Annotated in this window: 17 protein-coding genes; 9 read left to right on the top strand and 8 right to left on the bottom strand. The window is 69.0% G+C overall.

Translation table 11 applies throughout. The annotated features are described in order from the left end of the window. Nucleotides 1-82 precede the first annotated feature (82 nt). Together xylB and ACSQ3D_RS25295 are read left to right on the top strand one after the other, a co-directional pair. The gene (gene xylB, locus ACSQ3D_RS25300; protein WP_436128666.1) at nt 83-1579 is read left to right on the top strand and encodes a xylulokinase; all 1497 of its coding nucleotides are present in this window, start codon (nt 83-85) and stop codon (nt 1577-1579) included. 33 nt (nt 1580-1612) lie between these two features. Next, entirely contained in the window at nt 1613-2656 is a 1044-nt protein-coding gene (locus ACSQ3D_RS25295) for a PfkB family carbohydrate kinase (RefSeq protein ID WP_436128665.1), read from the top strand. Between the two features lie 150 nt (nt 2657-2806). Here the strand turns inward: ACSQ3D_RS25295 and ACSQ3D_RS25290 are convergent, their stop codons facing one another. Beyond that, nucleotides 2807-3334 (bottom strand): N-acetyltransferase family protein, encoded by a 528-nt coding sequence (locus ACSQ3D_RS25290; RefSeq protein ID WP_436128664.1) that lies wholly within the window; start codon nt 3332-3334, stop codon nt 2807-2809. 158 nt (nt 3335-3492) lie between these two features. On the opposite strand from ACSQ3D_RS25290, the gene ACSQ3D_RS25285 reads away from it, so the two are divergent. After that, the gene (locus ACSQ3D_RS25285; RefSeq protein ID WP_436128663.1) at nt 3493-4584 is read left to right on the top strand and encodes a hypothetical protein; all 1092 of its coding nucleotides are present in this window, start codon (nt 3493-3495) and stop codon (nt 4582-4584) included. Nucleotides 4585-4669: 85 nt separating this feature from the next. On the opposite strand, the gene ACSQ3D_RS25280 is transcribed toward ACSQ3D_RS25285, so the two are convergent. Further along, nucleotides 4670-6088 carry an FAD-binding oxidoreductase gene (locus tag ACSQ3D_RS25280; RefSeq protein ID WP_436128662.1) on the bottom strand — a complete coding sequence of 473 codons (1419 nt, stop codon included), beginning with the start codon at nt 6086-6088 and terminating at the stop codon, nt 4670-4672. Between ACSQ3D_RS25280 and ACSQ3D_RS25275 the strand changes: the two genes are divergently transcribed. Beyond that, a complete protein-coding gene (locus tag ACSQ3D_RS25275; RefSeq protein ID WP_436128661.1) occupies nt 6087-6215 on the top strand; it encodes a hypothetical protein in 129 nt (42 codons plus the stop codon). The two genes, ACSQ3D_RS25280 and ACSQ3D_RS25275, sit on opposite strands and share 2 nt — an antisense overlap. Before the next feature lie 6 nt (nt 6216-6221). Here the strand turns inward: ACSQ3D_RS25275 and ACSQ3D_RS25270 are convergent, their stop codons facing one another. Beyond that, nucleotides 6222-6662, bottom strand: a complete 441-nt coding sequence (locus tag ACSQ3D_RS25270; RefSeq protein ID WP_436128685.1) for a DUF2069 domain-containing protein — start codon at nt 6660-6662, stop codon at nt 6222-6224. A 57-nt stretch (nt 6663-6719) separates the two neighbouring features. Here ACSQ3D_RS25270 and ACSQ3D_RS25265 point away from each other — a divergent pair, with 57 nt between their 5' ends. Further along, entirely contained in the window at nt 6720-8039 is a 1320-nt protein-coding gene (locus ACSQ3D_RS25265; RefSeq protein WP_436128660.1) for a YihY family inner membrane protein, read from the top strand. A gap of 49 nt (nt 8040-8088) precedes the next feature. On the opposite strand, the gene ACSQ3D_RS25260 is transcribed toward ACSQ3D_RS25265, so the two are convergent. Then, nucleotides 8089-8466 (bottom strand): Mpo1-like protein, encoded by a 378-nt coding sequence (locus ACSQ3D_RS25260; protein ID WP_436128659.1) that lies wholly within the window; start codon nt 8464-8466, stop codon nt 8089-8091. A 202-nt stretch (nt 8467-8668) separates the two neighbouring features. Between ACSQ3D_RS25260 and ACSQ3D_RS25255 the strand changes: the two genes are divergently transcribed. Continuing rightward, a complete protein-coding gene (locus ACSQ3D_RS25255; protein ID WP_436128658.1) occupies nt 8669-9979 on the top strand; it encodes a DUF418 domain-containing protein in 1311 nt (436 codons plus the stop codon). Between the two features lie 60 nt (nt 9980-10039). On the opposite strand, the gene ACSQ3D_RS25250 is transcribed toward ACSQ3D_RS25255, so the two are convergent. Together ACSQ3D_RS25250 and ACSQ3D_RS25245 are read right to left on the bottom strand one after the other, a co-directional pair. Continuing rightward, complete coding sequence (locus tag ACSQ3D_RS25250; RefSeq protein ID WP_436128657.1) at nt 10040-10849, bottom strand: alpha/beta fold hydrolase; 810 nt, start codon at nt 10847-10849, stop codon at nt 10040-10042. Nucleotides 10850-10854: 5 nt separating this feature from the next. Further along, nucleotides 10855-12165: an O-acetylhomoserine aminocarboxypropyltransferase gene (locus tag ACSQ3D_RS25245; protein ID WP_436128656.1), complete on the bottom strand. Its 1311-nt coding sequence runs from the start codon at nt 12163-12165 to the stop codon at nt 10855-10857. A 154-nt stretch (nt 12166-12319) separates the two neighbouring features. On the opposite strand from ACSQ3D_RS25245, the gene ACSQ3D_RS25240 reads away from it, so the two are divergent. Beyond that, nucleotides 12320-12769, top strand: a complete 450-nt coding sequence (locus tag ACSQ3D_RS25240; RefSeq protein ID WP_056163554.1) for a CBS domain-containing protein — start codon at nt 12320-12322, stop codon at nt 12767-12769. Nucleotides 12770-12807: 38 nt separating this feature from the next. Here the strand turns inward: ACSQ3D_RS25240 and ACSQ3D_RS25235 are convergent, their stop codons facing one another. Continuing rightward, the gene (locus ACSQ3D_RS25235; protein WP_436128655.1) at nt 12808-15039 is read right to left on the bottom strand and encodes a sensor domain-containing protein; all 2232 of its coding nucleotides are present in this window, start codon (nt 15037-15039) and stop codon (nt 12808-12810) included. Between the two features lie 139 nt (nt 15040-15178). Between ACSQ3D_RS25235 and aroC the strand changes: the two genes are divergently transcribed. Together aroC and ACSQ3D_RS25225 are read left to right on the top strand one after the other, a co-directional pair. Then, nucleotides 15179-16276 (top strand): chorismate synthase, encoded by a 1098-nt coding sequence (gene aroC / locus ACSQ3D_RS25230; protein ID WP_436128654.1) that lies wholly within the window; start codon nt 15179-15181, stop codon nt 16274-16276. A gap of 105 nt (nt 16277-16381) precedes the next feature. Continuing rightward, complete coding sequence (locus ACSQ3D_RS25225; RefSeq protein ID WP_436128653.1) at nt 16382-18235, top strand: bifunctional metallophosphatase/5'-nucleotidase; 1854 nt, start codon at nt 16382-16384, stop codon at nt 18233-18235. Nucleotides 18236-18247: 12 nt separating this feature from the next. Here ACSQ3D_RS25225 and ACSQ3D_RS25220 read toward each other — a convergent pair whose 3' ends face one another. Beyond that, on the bottom strand, nt 18248-19150 hold the full coding sequence (locus tag ACSQ3D_RS25220; protein ID WP_436128652.1) for a DMT family transporter: 903 nt from the start codon (nt 19148-19150) through the stop codon (nt 18248-18250). Nucleotides 19151-19550: the final 400 nt, after the last annotated feature.

Here is a 19550-nt window from a genome sequence, read left to right as displayed (position 1 = left end):
GGGCTGAGCTTGTCGAAGCCAGGGCCCTCCACCGAGTCCGACCCTTCGCCTGCGCGCCATTCCACCGACCCCGCCATTCACCATGTACCTCGGAATCGATTTGGGCACCTCCGGTGTCAAGCTCCTGCTGCTCGACGCATCGCAGACCGTGCTGGCCACGGCCGACGCCGCCGTGCCCCAGCACCGCCCGCAGCCCACCTGGAGCGAACAGCACCCAGCCGATTGGCTCACCGCCACCGAAAGCGCCGCGGCCCAGCTGCGCGCCCAGGTCCCCGCAGCCTGGGCGCAGGTGCGCGGCATCGGCCTGTCGGGCCACATGCACGGCGCCGTGGTGCTGGGCGCGCAGGGCCAGGTGCTGCGCCCCGCCATCCTGTGGAACGACGGCCGCGCCAGCGCCGAATGCGCGCAGCTCGAAGCCGCCGTGCCCGCATCGCGCCAGATCACCGGCAACCTCGCCATGCCCGGCTTCACCGCGCCCAAGCTCCTGTGGCTGCGCACGCACGAGCCCGAGGTCTTCCCCAGGATCGAGCAGGTGCTGCTGCCCAAGGACTGGCTGCGCCTGCAGCTCACCGGCACGGCGGTGAGCGACATGTCCGATGCGTCCGGCACGCTGTGGCTCGACGTGGGCCGGCGCGACTGGAGCGACACGATGCTGCAGGCCAGCGGCCTCACCCGCGCGCACATGCCTGCTCTGGCCGAAGGCAGTGCGGCCAGCGGCGTGCTGCGCGATGACGTGGCCCGGCGCTGGGGGCTCCCCCTGGGCGTGGTCGTGGCCGCTGGTGCGGGCGACAACGCCGCCAGCGCCGTGGGCGTGGGCGCGCGGCAGGCGGGGCAGGGCTTCGTGTCGCTGGGCACCTCGGGCGTGGTATTCCGCGTGACCGATGCCTTTGCGCCCGCCACCGACCGCGCGGTGCATGCATTCGCCCACGCTCTGCCGGGGCGCTGGCACCACATGTCCGTCATGCTGAGCGCGGCCAGTGCCTTCGGCTGGGTCACCCGCCTCACCGGGCAGGCGAGCGAGGCGCACCTGTCAGCCGCCGTGGGAGCCTTGTCGGCACCACGCCAGGCGCAGGCACCCATTTTCTTGCCGTACCTGAGCGGCGAGCGCACGCCGCACAACAACGCTGCCGCCACCGGCGTGTTCATGGGGCTCCGGGCCGAGCACGATGCCGCCGACCTGGCCTATGCGGTGATGGAGGGCGTGGGCTTTGGCCTGCTGGACGGCCTCAACGCCATGCGCGCCGCGCGCACGGCCCCGTCGGCCGACGCAGGTACCGCCGCCCTGGCCCTGGTGGGCGGCGGCGCCCGCAGCGACGCCTGGGCGCAAATGTTGGCCAGCGGCCTGGGCTGCGTGCTGCACCGCCCGATGGGTGCACACGCCGCGGCTGCGCTGGGTGCCGCGCGGCTGGCGGCCATGGCCTGTGGCGGCAATGACGGCAACGACGGCCATGAGGCTCACTGGTGCCAGCCGCTGCCCGCCGACGCCACCTTCACGCCGCAGGCCGCGCAGCAGGCGCTGCTGGCCGAGCGCTACGCCCGCTTCGTGGCCCTGTACCCCGCGCTGCAGTCGCAGTTCTGAGCGCGTCCTTGTTTGCCTTCTATTCGCCCTGCCATGTCATCTCCTGCTCCTTCCTCCTCCTTGCCCGTTGATGCGTCTACCGTCCAGGTCGCCGTGGCCGGCGAGGCCTTGATCGACCTCATCCGCAACCCCGACGGCACCTACCTGCCGTGCCTGGGCGGTGCGCTGTACAACCTGTGCCGCGCGCTGGCGCGCCAGGGCGTGGGCACGCAGTACCTCAACCCGCTGTCGCGCGACCGGTTCGGCCGCGAGCTGGCGGCGCAACTGCAGGGCGACGGTGTGCACCTGGCGCAGCCCGAGCCCGTGCAGCAGGTCACCTCCTTGGCCGTGGTCAACCTCGACGCGCAGGGCCACCCCGACTACGCGTTCTACCGCGATGGCGTGGCCGACCGCGCCGTGTCGGCCCAGGGGCTGACAGCCGCATGCAGCGCCTCGCCCGCGCTGCAGCTGGTGTGCACCGGCGCCCTGGCGCTGGACGCGCGCGATGCCGCTGTCTACGTGCCGTGGCTGCAGGCGCAACGCGCTGCGGGGCACTGCGTGGTGGTCGATGCCAACCTGCGCCCGTCCGTCATGCCCGACCTGGCCGCCTACCGCGCACAAGTGCACGCGGCGCTGGCCGAGGCCGACATCATCAAGGCGAGCGACGAAGACCTGGAGCACCTGCAGGTGTCCGGTGCCGATGCACTGGCCCGCGCACGCCACCTGCTGGCCGCCAACCCCCGCGCCGTGCTGATGGCGCTGACCCTGGGCGGCGAGGGCGCCTGGCTGCTGCACAAGAACGGCGGCCAGTGGTTCGCCAAAGAGGCCCAGCCGCTGGCTGTGGTGGACACGGTGGGCGCGGGCGACAGCTTTCTGGCGGGCTTGCTCGCGCACCTGCTGCAGCGGTCCCGGGCGGAAGGGATGGCTGGCGTGGGCTTTGCGGCGTGGCTCAATGGCCTGTCAGCAGATGCGTGCCAGGCAGCCTTGCGCCACGCCCTGGCCAGCGCCAGCCTGTGCGTGATGGAGCGCGGCTGCGTGCCGCCCAGCTGGCAGGCGGCACAGGCGCGGGCAGCGCAATACCCGGCGCTGGCGCGGTAGCACTGCCGTGGCACCGCACTTCCGTTCGAAATATGAATAAAAAAGGACTCTACCGCTTGATATGAAAGCGCTAGTAGCTATAGATTGGATAGCAAATAGTAGGTGGCAAGTAACAAATGCCGTTCACTTGGAAACGCCTGCCGCTGGCGATCAAAGCTCCTGCGCATACACGATGAAGCCATGGTGCTTGGCCATCTTGTCGTACAGCATGCGCCCGGCCGCATTGGTCTCGTGCGTTTGCCAGTACACGCGCGACGACCTGGCGGCCCGCGCTGCGGCGTACACCGCGTCGATGAGCGCCCGCCCCACGCCCCGGCCCCGCGCAGCTTCGCGCGTGAACAGGTCGCTCAGGTAGCACACGGGCTCGATGCGCGTCATGCTGCGGTGAAACACGCAGTGGGCCAGGCCCAGTAGCTCGCCGCTGGCGTCGTCCTGTGCCACCAGGCACCACATCGGCTCCGACTCGTCATGAAACCGCTGCCATGTGGTCTGGGTGATGTGCTCAGGCAGCGCGGTGGCGCCAAAGCGGCCGTAGAACCCGTTGTAGCCGTCCCAGAGCGGGCGCCAGGCGGCGTAGTCGGTGGGCTGCAGGGGGCGTACTGAAAATGCGTGGTTCAGGGGCAGCTTGGCAGTGTTGCAGGTAGTGATTTTGGCGCAGGCAGTGCTCGAACATTGCATAGCCGCCAGCGATTTGCCTGCAGGGTACAAGGGCGAAAGTTGATGCGATCGTGACGGTGGGTGCGGCTCTTGCCAAGGCACGGGGCGGCAGTGTTGCGCGCTCGCATACGATGTGCGCTGGATTGCATTCCCTTCCTTTTTTTGCGTTCTGCCCAGTCATGAGCTATGTCCTGCACCTTTGGCGCCATCCCGTTCCTGTGTCCAGCGAGGACGCGCAAGCCATGCTGCGCGACCTGCGCCAGCAACTGAGCTTCAGCCCCGATGCTGCTGCGGGCCAACTGCTGGAGGCCATCGCATCCGCACTGCCCCCGGACGGCGAGCCGGACGACTACTGGACCGAAATCCCGGAGCCAGACCCCTTTGCCTTGGTGCAAAGTCTCAGTCCTTCGGTGGCCGAGCTGGAGGTCGTACTGCCGGTGATCGAGAAGACGGCCATTGCGCTGGGCTGGGTGGTTTTTGATCCACAGAGCGGACAGGTGCACACGCCCTCCGGGCATGTGATCGGCCCTGCCGGGGCCGGCCCGGCCGTGGCGGATGTGCCTGTGTCGCCGGATCTCGACGTGTCACCCTCGGCGCGCAGCCGCTGGGTGCAGCAATCGCTGGAGCCCTTGTTTGCGCAGCGGGGCTGGCGCAAGCTGCGGGGCGAAACCTGGTTCCGGAAAAAGCTGCCTGTGGGCGAGGCGCTGGTGTACTCGAAAATGGTGCGGGACACCTTGCACCACGGCGTGTGGATACGCCTTGCGATGCCCTCCCACCTGCAGCACGCGCTCCATATGGATGGCGGGCCAGACTTTACGGTGTCCCTGCAGCACTTCGCGCAGACGCACAGACTGCCCTTCACTTACCTGGAGCCGCCACCACTTTTCAAGCAACGGGCGGGAGGGGTGACCTACGAGTTGCCCATGGGCAGCGCAGACAGTGCTGCCACGCGCCGCGATGAGCTGGCAGCGTTGTACGACGGGGCCGTGCTGGACTGGCTGGACCAACTGCACACCCTGCAGGATCTGGACAGATGGGCCAACCGCGTGCCGGATGAGGAATGCCCCTTCGTGGGTCTGCGCCAACGCAGCGCCTACCGCTTGCTGAACCACCACCCTGATCTGCTGGTGGCTGCCGCAGTCAACGCCCCTGACTTCGAGCAACGCGCGCTGGAGCGGTATGCCCTGTACGAGGCCGATGCCTTTGGCCGGGGGTTGTTGCCGCCTCTGCGCAAGCTGCTGGCTGCCTGCGGCCTGCACTTTGCACGCTGATGCAGCTGATGCAGCTGATGCAGCGCTGATGGTTGGGCGCCGCCTGCTGCACCCGATGGACGCGGCGGGGCAGCCGCTTGGTTCGTCAGGCCTGCAGCACCCGCCCGGGGTTCATGATCCCCTGCGGGTCCAGTGCCGTCTTGATGGCGCGCATCATGCCCAGCGCCACCGGCGACTGGTACTTGGCCAGCTTGTCGGCCTTGAGTTCGCCGATGCCGTGCTCGGCCGAGAACGAGCCGCCGAACTCTGCCACGGCTTCGTAGACCAGGTGGTTCACCTGCGCCTCGTGATCGCGCAGGAAGGCCTTGGTGTCGCCCTCGGTCGGGGCCTGCACGTTGTAGTGCAGGTTGCCGTCGCCCAGGTGGCCGAAGTTGACCAGGCGCACCCCCGGGATCTCGCGCTGCAGCACCGCGTCGGTGTGTGCCACGAACGCGGGGATGCGCGAGATCTGCACCGAGATGTCGTGCTTGATGTTCAGGCCCTCTTCGGCCTGGGCGAGCGGAATGTTCTCGCGGATGTGCCAGAGCTGGTTCGCCTGCGTGAGGTTCTCGGCCACCACGGCGTCTGCCACGCAGCCTGCTTCGAACGCGGTTTCCAGCAGCGATTCGAAGCGGCCGCGCGCGTGTTCTTCGGATTCGCTGTCGGAGTTTTCGAGCAGCACGCACCAGGGCGCGTTCTCGTCCCCGAGGAAGGGCACGCGCAGCTGCGGCATGTGCTTGCCCACCAGGCTGAGCGCGAACTGGCCCATCACCTCGAATCCGGTGAGGCCCGCGCCCAGCTGCTTGTGCGCCAGGCCCAGCAGCTCGACCGCGTGCTCCATCGACGGCACGGCAGCCCAGGCGGTGAGGCGTGCGGCGGGTGCGGGGTAGAGCTTGAGCGTGGCGGCGGTGATGATGCCCAGCGTGCCTTCGCTGCCGATGAACAGGTCGCGCAGGTCGTAGCCGGTGTTGTCCTTGCGCAGGCCTTTGAGGCCGTCCCACACTTCGCCCTGCGGGGTGACGACTTCCAGGCCCAGGCACAGCTCGCGGGCGTTGCCGTAGCGCACCACCTGCGTGCCGCCGGCATTGGTGCCCAGGTTGCCGCCGATGGTGCAGCTGCCCTCGGCCGCGAGCGACAGCGGGAAGAGCACGCCCGCCTTCTCGGCCACGTCCTGCAGGTTCTGCAGGATGCAGCCAGCCTCCACCGTCATGGTGAGGTTGTCGGTGTCCACGCTGCGCACCGCGTTCATGCGCGTGAGGCTCAGCACGACTTGCGTGCCCGAACCGTCGGGCGTGGAGCCCACGGCCAGGCCGGTGTTGCCGCCCTGCGGGACGATCGCCGTGCCGCTGGCGGCGCAGGCCTGGACCACGGCGGCCACTTCGGGCGTGCTGGCGGGGCGCACCACGGCCAGGGCCTTGCCGCGCACACGGCGGCGCCAGTCCTGCTCCCAGGCGGTGAGGTCGCCTTCGGTGATCACATGGGCGGGGCCGACGATGGCGCGCAGGGTGTCAAGTAACGTGGTCATGGCAGAGCTTCTTCAAAAATCAGGAAAAAAGGTGTGGCAGCGGTTAGCAGCGGTGGCATCGGTCGAAGCGGTGACGGCAGCAGCATCCACGGTGTTGTACGGCATCGACGGCATCAACCTGCGTTGACAGGCATCAAGGCGCAGAGGTGGCCGCAGGGACTGCCGCCGCAGCCGCTGCTGCTGCAGCCGCCGCCTTGGCATTGCGCTGGCGCAGCCGCACGTGCAGCGTGCACGCGGTGAAGAGCACCAGGCACAGCGCCACCTCGGCCCAGGCGAGCCACTGCGACGGTGGCTTGTCGCTCCAGCCGCGCACCACGCCTTCGATGAAGTACAGCCAGATCACCAGGCTGACCCAGCGGTAGGTGTACATGCGGTTCTTGAGCACGCCCGCCAGCGGAATGCACAGCGGCAGCGCCTTGAGCGCGAGCCACGAGCCGCCGGGGCGCAGCGGGGCCAGCGCCAGCTCCCAGGCCAGGCACAGCGCGATCAGCCCCAGCAGGCAGCCGGTGGCCACCCAGCGCGTGGCGGCCACGGCGTTGTCGGTAGGAGCTGCGGGCAACGCAGTGGCAGGCATGGGGGCGGCGGCGGGGGTAGCGGGGGAGGGCGTCATTGGGGTGGCATCATATCGGCCATGCCCTTCTCCTTACAGGCAGTAGCGTCGCGCTTCGAAGCGCTGATGACCGAGCTGTCCCACTTTCCATGGAGAACCACCGCGCAGACCTTGCGCGAGCGGTTCCGCGAAGACCACCTGGGCCTGACCGCCAGCAGCCTGACCTTCACCACCATTTTGGCGCTGGTGCCGTTCTTCACCGTAGCGCTGGCGGTGTTCACCGCGTTCCCCATTTTCGGCAAGCTGCAGGATGCGCTGCAGGGCTGGCTGGTGACCAGCCTGGTGCCGGACAGCATCGCGCGCCAGGTGCTGGGCTACCTGAACCAGTTTGCCGCCAAGGCCAGCGGGCTGGGGGTGGCGGGCTTTTCGATCTTGCTGGCCACGGCGCTGGCGCTGATCCTCACCATCGACCGCACGCTCAACGACATCTGGCGCGTGCAGCGGCTGCGGCCGCTGGGGCAGCGGGTGCTGATCTACTGGGCCGCCATCACGCTGGGCCCGCTGCTGATGGGCGCGAGCCTGGCGGTCACGTCGTATGTGATGTCGGCATCTGGCGGGCTGGTGCGGCGCCTGCCGGACGGGGTGCAGTTGCTGTTCGACTCCATCCAGTTCGTGGTGCTGGCGGGCGGCATGGCGTCGCTGTACCACTATGTGCCCAACACGCCGGTGAAGTGGCGGCACGCGTGGACGGGCGGTTTCTTCGTGTCGGTGTGCATCGAGCTGGCCAAGAAGGTGCTGGCGCTGTACCTGGGCAGCGTGCCGACGTACTCGGTGGTGTACGGCGCATTCGCCACGCTGCCCATCCTGCTGGTGTGGATCTACGTGGCCTGGGTCATCGTGCTGCTGGGGGCGGTGGTGACGGCCTACCTGCCAAGTTTGCTGGCCGGCGTGGCGCGGCGGGCCACGGTGGCGGGGTGGAATTTTCAGCTGGCCATCGAGGTGCTGCAGGAGCTGCACCGCGCGCGCAGCCAGCCGATCAAGGGCCTGCGGCCAAGCCAGCTGGCGCAGCTGCTGCGGGTGGACGTGCTGCAGCTCGAGCCCGTGCTGGAGGCGCTGACCGCGCTGGACTGGGTGGGCGAGCTGACCGAGGCCGCCGTGAGCGCGTCCGACGTGCCCGAGCCGCGCTGGGTGCTGCTGGCCGACCCGGCACGCACACTGCTGGCCCCCTTGGCCGAAAAGCTGCTGATCGAGCGCGCGCCGAGTCTGGCACCGTTGTGGGAGCGCTCAGGGCTGGACCGGCTGCTCATGGCAGACGTGCTGGGCGATGCGGCCGAGGATGCGGTGGTGGCGGCGTTGGCGCTCCCAGCCACACGGTCATTCCAGTCGTTTGCTATTAAATAAATAGCTGCTGGCGCTTGCTGGATGAGCGGTACAGGCTATTTTTGCCTGATCAGAAGCGCACCTTGCCCGTCCAGATGTCCTTGTACATCACCCAGTCGCCCATGAAGCTGTAGAGCGGCCGCTTGAAGCTGGCGGGCTTGTTCTTCTCGAAGCCGAAGTGCCCGACCCACGCGAACCCGTAGCCGCACAGCAGGCCGTACAGCAGGTACTGGGGCTGGCCCGTGACTACCAGCGCGGCCAGAAACGCCAGGCTGAGCGTGGAGCCCACGAAGTGCAGGCGCCGGCAGGTGCGGTTGCTGTGCTCGCTGAGGTAGAAGGGGTAGAACTCCGCAAAGCTCTTGAAGCTGCGCGGGTCGGTGCCGGCCGCGGGGGCGTGCGTGGGTGCAGGCGTAGCTTCAGGCGTAGGTGTCGGGGCGCTGACATGCATCGTTGTCTCCTGGTGGTGGTCCACGGCCTGTCACCGACGCTCTTGCACAATCGCTGCAGGCTCTGTGCGCTTTATACGCCTGCGCGCCCGCCAGCGGGTGCCGCCTTGGAGACGCGGGCAGGGCGGCGTGACCGCGCTGGTCGGCCGGTCCGTCAACCCCACAATTTCCAGGTTTTGGAGCGAATGCTTTGAATGCCGCCAGATGATCACCAACTTGCCCGCCGACCCACCGCCCCCGCATCCGCCTGCCAGTACCTTCGCCCCCAAGGACGGTGGCAACGATCCTCACCCCCGTGCTGAGCTTGACCCGCAGCGCGAACACGCCATCGACGCGCTGCGCGGCTTTGCGCTCCTGGGCATCCTCATCGTCAACTCGGGCAGTTTCGCGTCCACCTACTTTGGCCTGGGCGTGTTCGAGCCCGCGTTTTCCCGGCCTGTGGACCACGTGGTGCGCTGGCTCGTGAGCTTTTTCTTCGAGACCAAGTTCTACCTGCTGTTCTCGCTGCTGTTCGGCTACAGCTTTGCGTTGCAGATGGAGTCCGCCCAGCGCGCAGGCGCTGCCTTCGGCCCGCGGTTTTTGCGGCGCTTGCTGGGCCTGTTGGTGCTGGGCGTGGCGCATGCGTGGCTGCTGTATGCGGGCGACATCCTGGTGACGTACGCCGTGCTGGGTTTGCTGCTGCTGGCGCTGCACAAGCTTCGGCCGGGCAGTGCGGTGGCGTTGGCGCTGGTGTTGCTGGCGCTGGTGTCGGCAGGCTGGGGCTTGATCGCCTGGGGCTTTGCGCAGGCCCCGATGGCAGAGGTGCCGTTGGCAGAGCTGCAGGCCAAGGCGCAACTGGCGGCCGATGCCTACCGTGCCAGCGCTGGGGACGCCATCTTGCAGCGGGGGCGCGACATGGCCGACGGTGTGTGGTTCGTGCTGGTGTTCGTGCAGGGGCCGTGCGCGTTGGCGATGTTTCTGCTGGGGCTGGCGGCGCGGCGCTCGGGGTATCTGGCCGCCGTGGCGCAGCAGCCTGCGCGGCTTGTGCGCTGGATGGGGTGTTGCCTGCCGATCGGGTTTGCGGGGGCTTTCGTGTACGCGTGGGGCCAAAGCAGCGGCACCCGCCAGAGCGACCATGTGGCGGCCGCTGCGCTCGCGGTGGACCTGGCCACGTCGCCTTTTCTCAGCCTGGGCTATGCCGCTGCGCTGTTGTGGGTGCTGCAGCGCGGGCCGCTGGGTCGCCGGCTGGGCGCGGCCCTGGCGCCCGCAGGCCGCATGGCGCTGTCGAACTACCTGCTGCAGTCGGTGGTGGGGGCCGTGGTGTTCACGGCCTATGGCTTCGCGCTGGTGGGGCAGGTGTCGCCGCTGGTGGTGCTGCTGGGCTGCGTGGCGCTGTACGCGGCGCAACTGGCGCTCAGTCGCTGGTGGATGGCGCAGCACGCCTACGGCCCGGTGGAATGGGGCCTGCGTGCGTTCACTCTGCTGCGCAGGCCCGCGTGGCGGCGCGACAGGCTCGCCGGAGACGCCCGAGAGTAAGCGCGTCTGGCGCGCACGGGGCCGTGTACTGCGTTACCGGCCCAGGCCCGATGGGCGGGCCTACTTCGCGAGGAAGTCGCGGATGGCCATCAGCGTCTCGTCGGGCGCCTCGCTCATCTGGTTGTGGCCCACGGGCAGGCTGGTGGTCTGCACCACCTTGCCGGCAGCGCGCGCGGCGGCCACCAGGCCCTGGGCGGCCTTGGGCGCGGTCATCTGGTCCTGCGCGCCCAGGGCGAACAGCACCGGGCACTGCACGGCCGCCATGGCCTGCTCGCCGTTGGCATAGCTGTCGCACGCCACGAAGCCGCGGTGGAACACGTTGACGGCAGTGTTGCTGCGCATCACCTTGCGGCCCAGCGCCATGCCCGCGTTGTAGACCCAGAAGCCCGCGCCCGACGGCGGCGCCAGCGTGCTGCGCGAGAACACGTTGACCATGCGCAGCGCCTTCTCGGGCTCGTTCAGCGCGGCGTCGATCAGTGCGGGGGACACCTTCATCGGGTAGGCCGTGCCCACCAGCACCAAATGGCTCACACGCGCGCCCAGGCGGGCTGCGGCTTCCAGCGCGATCAGCGAGCCGAAGCTGTGGCCCACCAGCGCCGCACGCTGCAGGCCTGCCGCATCGAGCAGGGCGGCGATGAAGTCCGCGCCGGCCTCCACGGTGGCCGGCGCCTCGCCCGCGCTGCGGCAGTGGCCGGGCAGGTCCACCGCCAGCACGTTCCAGCCGTGGTTTGCCATGTAGCGGCTTTGCAGGGCCCACACGCTGTGGTCGTTTAACACGCCGTGGATGAACACCACGGTGGGTTTGGCGGCGTCGAAGGGCTTGCCGCCGGTGTAGCAGTAGGTGGTACTGCCGTTGACTTGGATCTGCATGGTGTTCAGGCCCCCGCTTTTTCTGCGGCCTTGAGCGCGCGCTTCAAGTCGTCGATCAGGTCGTCGGCATCTTCGAGGCCGATGGACAGGCGGATCGTGCCCTGCGTGATGCCGGCGTTGACCAGCGCCTCGTCGCTCATCCGGAAGTGCGTGGTGCTGGCCGGGTGGATCACCAGGCTGCGGCAGTCGCCCACGTTGGCCAGGTGGCTGAAGACCTTGAGCGTTTCGATGAACTTCTTACCCTGCTCGCGGTTGCCCTTGAGGTCGAAGCTGAACACCGAGCCCGCGCCGCGCGGCAGCAGCTTTTGCGCCAGGGCATGGCTTGCATGCGACTCCAGCATGGGGTGGCCCACGCGCGAGACAAAGCTCTGGCTGGCCAGGAACTCGACCACGCGCGCGGTATTGCGCATGTGCCGCTCCATGCGCAGCGGCAGGGTCTCGATGCCTTGCAGAATGAGCCAGGCGGTGTGCGGGCTCATGCACGCGCCGAAGTCGCGCAGCCCCTCGCGCCGCGCGCGCAGCAGGAACGCGCCCACCGAGCTTTCCTCGCTGAACACCATGTTGTGAAAGCCCGCGTAGGGCGCGGTGAGTTCGGCGAACTTGCCCGCCGAGCGAGGGCCGTCCCAGTCGAAGCTGCCGCCATCGACCACGATGCCGCCCACCACCGTGCCGTGGCCCGACAGGAACTTGGTGGCCGAGTGGTAGACCAGGTCGGCGCCCAGCTCCAGCGGCTTCATGAGCCAGGGCGAGGTGAGGGTCGAGTCCACCAGCAGCGGCACGCCCGCCTCGTGCGCGATCGCGCTGATGGCGGGGATGTCCAGCACATCGAGGCCCGGGTTGCCCACCGTCTCGCCGAAGAAGAGCTTGGTGTTGGGCCGCACGGCCGCGCGCCAGCCGTCGATGTCGCCGGGCTTGACGAAGGTGGTGTCGATGCCGAAGCGCGACAGCGTGTAGTGCAGCAGGTTCTGCGATCCGCCGTACAGCGCCGTGCTGGCCACGATGTGGCTGCCCGCGCCCATCAGCGTGCAGATGGCCAGGTGCAATGCCGCCTGGCCGCTGGCGGTGGCAATCGCCCCCACGCCGCCTTCCAGGGCCGAGACGCGCTGCTCGAGCACCGCATTGGTGGGGTTGCTGATGCGGCTGTAGACGTGGCCGGGCCGCTCCAGGTTGAAGAGCGAGGCCGCGTGGTCGCTCGACTCGAACACGAACGACGTGGTCAGGTGGATGGGCACGGCGCGTGCGCCGGTGGCGGGGTCAGGCGTGGCGCCAGCGTGCAGCGCAAGCGTGTCGAAGCCGGGGTCGGAGTAGCCGGGCATGTGGTTTGTCTCCCAGAGGGTCAGGCGGATGTTCTGAATCCATGCCCCGCACAGTTGCTTGCGGGACAGGGCACGCGGCATTGTGGGCTATATTTGGTGGCAGACCTGTGCAGCGCGCGACGCGCTCTTTTCGCCTTCCCGGAGACCCAACACCATGAAAGTCAGCGACATCCTTCGCGTCAAGGGCAACACCTTGTACACCGTCACCCCCGAGGAGCCGCTGGCCGACGCCGTGAACCTGATGGCCGAGCGCGACATCGGCTCGCTGGTGGTCATGGAGCTGGGCGACCTGGTGGGCATGCTCACCTTCCGCGAGGTGATCCAGGCCATCGTGAAAAACGGCGGCAGCGTGGGCACCATGCAGGTCCGCTCGGCCATGGACGATGCGCCCCTGACCTGCACGATGGAAACCGAGATGGACGAAGTGCGCCGCATGATGCTGGACCGCCACGCGCGCTACATGCCGGTGATGGACCGCCGCATGCTGATGGGCGTGATCAGCTTCTACGACGTGGCCAAGGCCGTGGTGGACAGCCAGAACTTCGAGAACAAGATGCTCAAGGCGTACATCCGCGACTGGCCTGAGGACGAGTCCGGCGGCTGATTCGACCCGTCACCCGGCTGGGCTCGGCCTCGCCGCGTTCAGCGCCGCTGCGGCGCCTGCGCGCACAGCCAGGCCTCGATCTCATCCGGCGGCATCGGTTTGCCGAACAGGTAGCCCTGCATCACCGGGCACCCGTGGGCCTGCAGCCACTGCTGCTGGCCGGGCGTCTCCACCCCTTCGGCCACCACCGCCATGCCCAGGCTGTGGGCAATGCTCAGCACCGACACCGTGAGCGCGCGCGCCGTGGGGCTGGTGGTGAGGTCCCGCACGAAGGCCATGTCCAGCTTCAGCTCCGAAATCGGCAGGCGGTGCAGGTAGCTCAACGACGAGTAGCCGGTGCCGAAGTCGTCCAGCGACAGCCTGAACCCCCGGCTGTGCAGGGTGTCGATGTTGGTCCGCGTCATGGGGCGCGCGTCCATCATCACGCTTTCGGTGATCTCCAGCAGCACGTCGCCGGTGCGCAGGCCGTGGCGCGCCAGCGCCTCGCAGACCTGCTGCGCGAACTCGGGCTGGTGAAAGCTGCGCCCCGACAGGTTGACCGCGACGCAGGGCACGTCATGCCCCGCGGCACGCCAGGCGGCCAGCTGTGCGCAGGCCTGGTCGAGCAGCCACAGCGTCAGCTCGTGGATCAGCCCCGCCTCTTCGGCCACCGCGATGAACCGGCCGGGCGGCACCATGCCCCAGTCGGCATGGTGCCAGCGCGCCAGCGCTTCCACCCCGTGCAGGGTGCCGGGTGAGCTGCTGAGCACCTGCGGCTGGTAGTGCAGCGTGATGCCGCTGCGCTCGGCCATCGCCTGGCGCAGCGCGCGCTCCACGGCCACGCGCTCCTGGGCGTGCCGGTTCATCTCGGCACTGAACAGCTGCAGGCTGTGCCGGTGGTCGCTCTTGGCCTGGTACATCGCCTGGTCGGCGTGGCGCAGCAAGGTGTCGATGCTTTCGCCGTCGCCGGGGAACATGGCGATGCCGATGCTGGCGTGGCAGACGTGCGCCTGGCCCTCGATGTCCATGGGCGCTGCCACGGCCTCCAGCAAGGTGCGGGCCGTCTGCACGGCGCGGTCGGTGTCGCATTCGGGCAGCAGCAGCACGAACTCGTCGGCCGCCAACCGGCCGATCAGGTCGTGCTCTCGCAGCGCACGGGACAGCCGCCGGGCGACCTCGCACAGCACGGCGTCTCCGGCAGCGTGCCCTTGGGTGTCGTTGACCTGCTTGAACCGGTCCAGGTCCACGAACAGCACGGCGCCGCCGTGCCGGGCAGCCTGCAGCTGGGCGAGCCGGTGCTCTGCGCTGTCGTGGAACAGTGCGCGGTTGGGCAGGCCGGTGAGGGCGTCGAAGAACGCCAGCTGGTGCAGGCGCTGGCGGGTGGCGTTGCGCTCGATGGCCAGTGCGCACAGGTGCAGGCACATGTCCACCAGCCGCTCGTGCAGGGCATCGGGCTGGCGGGGCTCGCGAAAGTAGAACGCGAGCGTGCCGGCGACCTTGCCCTGGTGGTCGCAGATGGGGCTGGACCAGCACGCCTTGAAGCCGCTGGCGAGGTAGAGCGCGCGGTCCTGGTCCGTCCACAGCGGGTCGGTCGCGATGTCGGTGGTGAGCACCGGCTCGCGCCGGTAGGCGGCGGTACCGCACGAGCCGGCACTGGGGCCGATGGGCAGGCCGTCGATGGCCCGGCTGATGGCGGCGGGCAGGCCCGGTGCGGCCAGCGGGCGCAGACGGCCCTGGTCATCCACCGCCAGCACCGAGGCCGTGACCTCGGGGGCGATGCGTTCCACCTCGTCGCACAGCAAGGCCATGAGCCCGGACAGGGGCAGCTCGTTGACCAGGCCTTCCAGCACGCGCTTTTGCAGCATCTCGTGCATCTTGGTGAGCGTGATGTCGGTGAGGATGGTGATGCTGCCGCCGGGCCCGCCCGAGGCCTCGTCGGAGGCATTGATCATCATCGACACCCAGCGCGGCTGGCCCGACTTGCTGTACAGCAGCGTCTCCACATGGAACGAGCCGCTCGTGCCCAGGCTGCCGCGGATCTGCCCGAGCAGGTCGGGGTCGGAGCGCGGGCCGATGAGCACGTGGCTGAGGTTGCGCCCCAGCACTTCGTGGGCTTCAAAGCCGAACAGGCGGGCGAAGCCCTCGTTCACATACACCACCAGCCGCTCGCTGTTGCTCATCACGATGGCGTTGTCGCTGTCGTCGAGCGCCTTGCGCAAGGGCGCATCGGCCAGCCAGGCGGTGGGGGAGGGGCTTGGGATGCCGGGGCTCGGCGGGGCGGAGGTGGGCATGGAGGTCCCGGTGATCGTGCTGCGATGCTAGCAAGCGCGCAGGACAATGCCAAGGGCGCCTGCGTGGCGGCGCGTTGGCGCGGCGCGCCCAGGCCACACCCGGACTTTGGCGGCCTCTGCTCTGGGATAATCCTGCGCCATGAGCGGCAACACCTTCGGATCCCTATTCGCAGTCACCAACTTTGGTGAATCCCACGGCCCGGCCATTGGCTGCGTGATCGACGGCTGTCCGCCCGGCATGCCGCTGACCGAAGCCGACATCCAGGCCGACCTGGACCGGCGCCGCCCCGGCACCAGCCGCCACGTCACCCAGCGCAACGAGCCCGACGCGGTGGAGATCCTCTCGGGCGTGTACGAGGGCAAGACCACCGGCACGCCGATCGCGCTGTTGATCCGCAACACCGACCAGCGCAGCAAGGACTACAGCAACATCGCCGAGAGCTTTCGCCCCGGCCATGCCGACTACACCTACTGGCACAAGTACGGCATCCGCGACCCGCGCGGCGGCGGCCGGTCGTCGGCGCGCTTGACGGCGCCCACCGTGGCCGCGGGCGCCGTGGCCAAGAAGTGGCTGGCGCAGCGCTACGGCGTGCAGTTCCGGGCGTGCATGACGCAACTGGGCGAGCTGGCCATTCCGTTCGAGAGCTGGGACCATGTGCGCAGCAACCCCTTCTTTGCCCCCGTGGCCGACGTGGCCCAGTACGAGGACTACATGGACGCCCTGCGCAAGGCGGGCGATTCGTGCGGGGCCCGCATCCGCGTGCAGGCCACCGGCGTGCCCGTGGGCCTGGGCGAGCCGCTGTACGACAAGCTGGACGCCGACATCGCCTACGCCATGATGGGCCTCAATGCCGTCAAGGGCGTGGAGATCGGCGCCGGCTTTGCCAGCGTGGCGCAGCGCGGCACCACCCACGGCGACTCGATGACGCCCGGCGGGTTTCGCACCAACAACTCCGGCGGCGTGCTGGGCGGCATCAGCACCGGGCAGGACCTGGAGGTGAGCATTGCGATCAAGCCCACCAGCTCGATCATCAGCCCGCGCGAGTCCATCGACATCCACGGCCAGAGCACCGAGGTCATCACCAAGGGCCGCCACGACCCCTGCGTGGGCATCCGCGCAGCACCCATCGCCGAGGCCCTGCTGGCGCTGGTGGTGATGGACCACGCACTGCGCCACCGCGCACAGTGCGCCGACGTGGCGCCGCCCGTGCCGCCGATCCAGGCGTCGTTCCTGTAGCCGCGGCGCAGCGTCGCCGCACCTTGGCGTCGGGCGGACCATGGCGGCTGGGCGTGCAGGAATGCGCGCCCTTTTTTTATTCGGTTGAGCAACAAAGGCACACCCATGCGCAGATTGATGGCACAGGCATCCGTGGGGTCGGAATGGGCGCGCAGCGCCGCGGCGTGGGCGGCGGCAGGCGCTGCGGGCGCCTTGCTGGCGGGCTGCGGCACGGTGGCGCCCCCGCCGGGGCAGGCATTGCCCGACCACATCGACATCACGCTCATCGGCTTCAACGACCTGCACGGCAACATGGAGCCGCCCCGCATGGCGCACACGGTGCAGACGGCGTCCGGGCCGGTGGCGGTGCCTGCGGGCGGCATGGCGTATTTCGCGAGCGCCATGGCCTCGCTGAAGTCCCGCAACCCGCACCACGCGGTGGTGTCGGCGGGCGACATGGTGGGCGCATCGCCCCTGGTGTCGTCGCTGTTCCTGGACGAGCCCACCATCGAGGCCGTCAACGCGATGCACATCGACTTCAACGCCGTGGGCAACCATGAGTTCGACCGCGGCTGGCGCGAGTTGCTGCGGCTGCAGCAAGGCGGCTGCGAGAAGTTCACCGCGCGCGAGCCCTGCCAGATCAGCCAGCCCTTTGCCGGCGCGCGCTTCGGCTTTCTGGCGGCCAATACCGTGCGGGTGGAAGACGGCCGCACGCTGCTGCCCGCCACCGGCATCAAGCGCTTCACGCAGGGCGGTGCCACGGTCACGCTGGGCGTGATCGGCCTGACCCTGCGCGCCACGCCCACCATGGTGAGCCCTTCCGGCGTGGCGGGCTTGCGTTTTGAAGATGAAGCGGACACGGCCAATGCGCTGATCCCGCAGCTCAGGGCCCAGGGCGCCGATGTGATCGCGGTGGTCATCCACGAAGGCGGCAACACCACCGCGGGCGTGCAGGCCACGAGCTGCGCAGGCCTGTCGGGCGACATCGTGCCCATCCTGGAACGCCTGGACCCTGCGGTGGACGTGGTGGTCTCGGGCCACACGCACCAGGCCTACGTGTGCGACTACGGCACGGTGAACCCGGCCAAGCCCTTTCTGTTGACCAGCGCGGGCCAGTACGGCACGCTGCTCACCGACATCGCGCTGCGGGTGGACACGCGCACGCGCCGCGTGGTGAGCAAATCAGCGCGCAACGTCATCGTGCAGGGCGAGGCCTTCACCGGCAGCCAGGGGCGCGTGGAGATGACGGCCGCGGTGCCCTCGTTCACGGCCGACCCGGTGGTGCAGAAGATCGTCGACACCTACCGCGCAGCCGCCGTGCCGCTGGCGCAGCGCCCGGTGGGGCAGGCGGCGGCGCCCATGCGGCGTGTGCCGACCCCATCGCTGGAGAGCACGCTGGGCAACCTGGTGGCCGATGCACAGTTGGCGGCCACGCAGGCCCCGGAGCAGGGCGGGGCGCAGCTGTCGTTCATGAACCCGGGCGGCCTGCGGGCCGACCTGGTGCCGGATGAACAGGGCCTCGTGCGCTACGGGCAGTTGTATGCGGTGCAGCCGTTCGGCAACCAGCTGGTGGTGAAAACCTTCACCGGCGCGCAGATCAAGGCGGTGCTGGAGCAGCAGTTTGCGAGCGGCACCAACACCGTCCAGCGGCCCCGCGTGCTGTCGGTGTCCGCAGGGTTCGCCTACCAGTTCGACCGGACCCAGCCGCCCGGCGCGCGCATCAGCCAGGTGGTGCTGCACGGCGTGCCGCTGCAGGACGACACCCCCGTGCGGGTGGTGATGAGCAGCTACCTGGACAGCGGCGGCGACAACTTCACCGTGCTGACCGAAGGCCGCGACCGCCTGGTGGGCGGGCTGGACCTGGATGCGCTGGAAGCCTACTTCCGCACGCGAAGCCCGGTGGCGGTGCCCGCCACGGACCGCATCCGGCCGGCTGCAGCCACCGCACCGACGGCACCTGCCGCACCACCGGCGCGCTGAGGCGGGCGTCGGTTACCCCTTGCCAGGGCGCAGCGCGGCGAGCCAGCGCAGGGGGTTGAAGCCCGTCACCAGGCCGGTGGCCACCAGCACCAGCGCGCCGCCCCAGAGCATGCCCGGGCCCAGCGCCTCGCCCAGGAATACATGGCCCCAGGCCACGCCGAACAGCGGGATCATGAACGCCGAGCTCATGGCCGCCACCGGCGAGACCTGCGACAGCACGCGCAGGTTGAGCCAGTAGGCCAGGCCCGAGGTGAAGACGCCCATCACCACCACCGCCGCCACGGCGCCGGTGGTAAAGCGGGCCTCGGGCAGGCTCCAGGCCGCGCCCGGCAGCAGCAACACCAGCGCGGCGGCGTGGATGCCCGCCGCGATCGCCAGAGGCGACATGCGCGTGGTGGCGCGCTTCATCCAGGTGGTGGAGATGCCATAGCAGGCCGATGCGACGATGCAGCCCAGTGCGGCGATCAGCAGCACTGGCGTGGGCTGCACCGGTCCCAGCTGCACGATCAGCGCCACGCCCGCAAAGCCGCACAGGCACCCCAGCCATTTGCGCAGGCTCAGCGTGTCTTCCTTCATCCACGCAGCGGCCAGCACGCTGAACGGGACGGCCATGGTGTTGAGCAGCGAGCTGTACCCCGCCGGCAGGTACAGGGCCGCCCAGGAATACAGCAGAAACGGCGCAGCCACCGTGAGCGTGCCCAGCCCCAGCAGCTCGCGCCAATGGCGCCACGGCCAGCGCTCGCCGGCCACGCGCATGATGCCGATCAGCGTGAGCGTGGCCAGGCCGATGCGCAGCGCCGCCATCACGTTGGGCCCGAGCACCGGGCTGGCAATGCGGATGAAGAGGAACGAGGCGCCCCACAGGGCAGACAGCAGCACGAGCTGCAGGAAGTGGCGTGATTTCACCGGGCGCATTGTCGGGCACCGCGCGGGGCGTTGCCTGCACCGCTGCAGCGGTCGATGGGAGCGAAAAATGCCTCTACCGCTCGACCAGTAAGCGCTGGCAGCTATTGAAAATATAGCAAACGAATTGCGGTGCGCAGAGTAGGGCGTGCACCGAGCACCGTGCAATGTGCAACAGGTGGCGCTCAGCGGATGACGGTCGGTTCACCCGTGGTGCGCGCCGCTGTCATGGGGTGCAAGGTCCGCAGGCGCAGCTTGTCAGCGCTGTGCCCATCACATCCAGGGCGGGTCTGCCAGGGGTGCCAAGAGTGCCAAGAGTGCATGCGCAGGAGCGCATTGCCGAGCGGGTGCTATGAAAATAGTAGCTTCTGGCGCACACCAGGCAAGCGGTAGAGGCTATTTATACCCAAAA

It is taken from the genome of Acidovorax sp. LjRoot117 (genome assembly GCF_964252695.1).
Lineage (GTDB): Bacteria > Pseudomonadota > Gammaproteobacteria > Burkholderiales > Burkholderiaceae_C > Acidovorax.
This window is presented reverse-complemented; position numbering and strand designations above follow the sequence as displayed.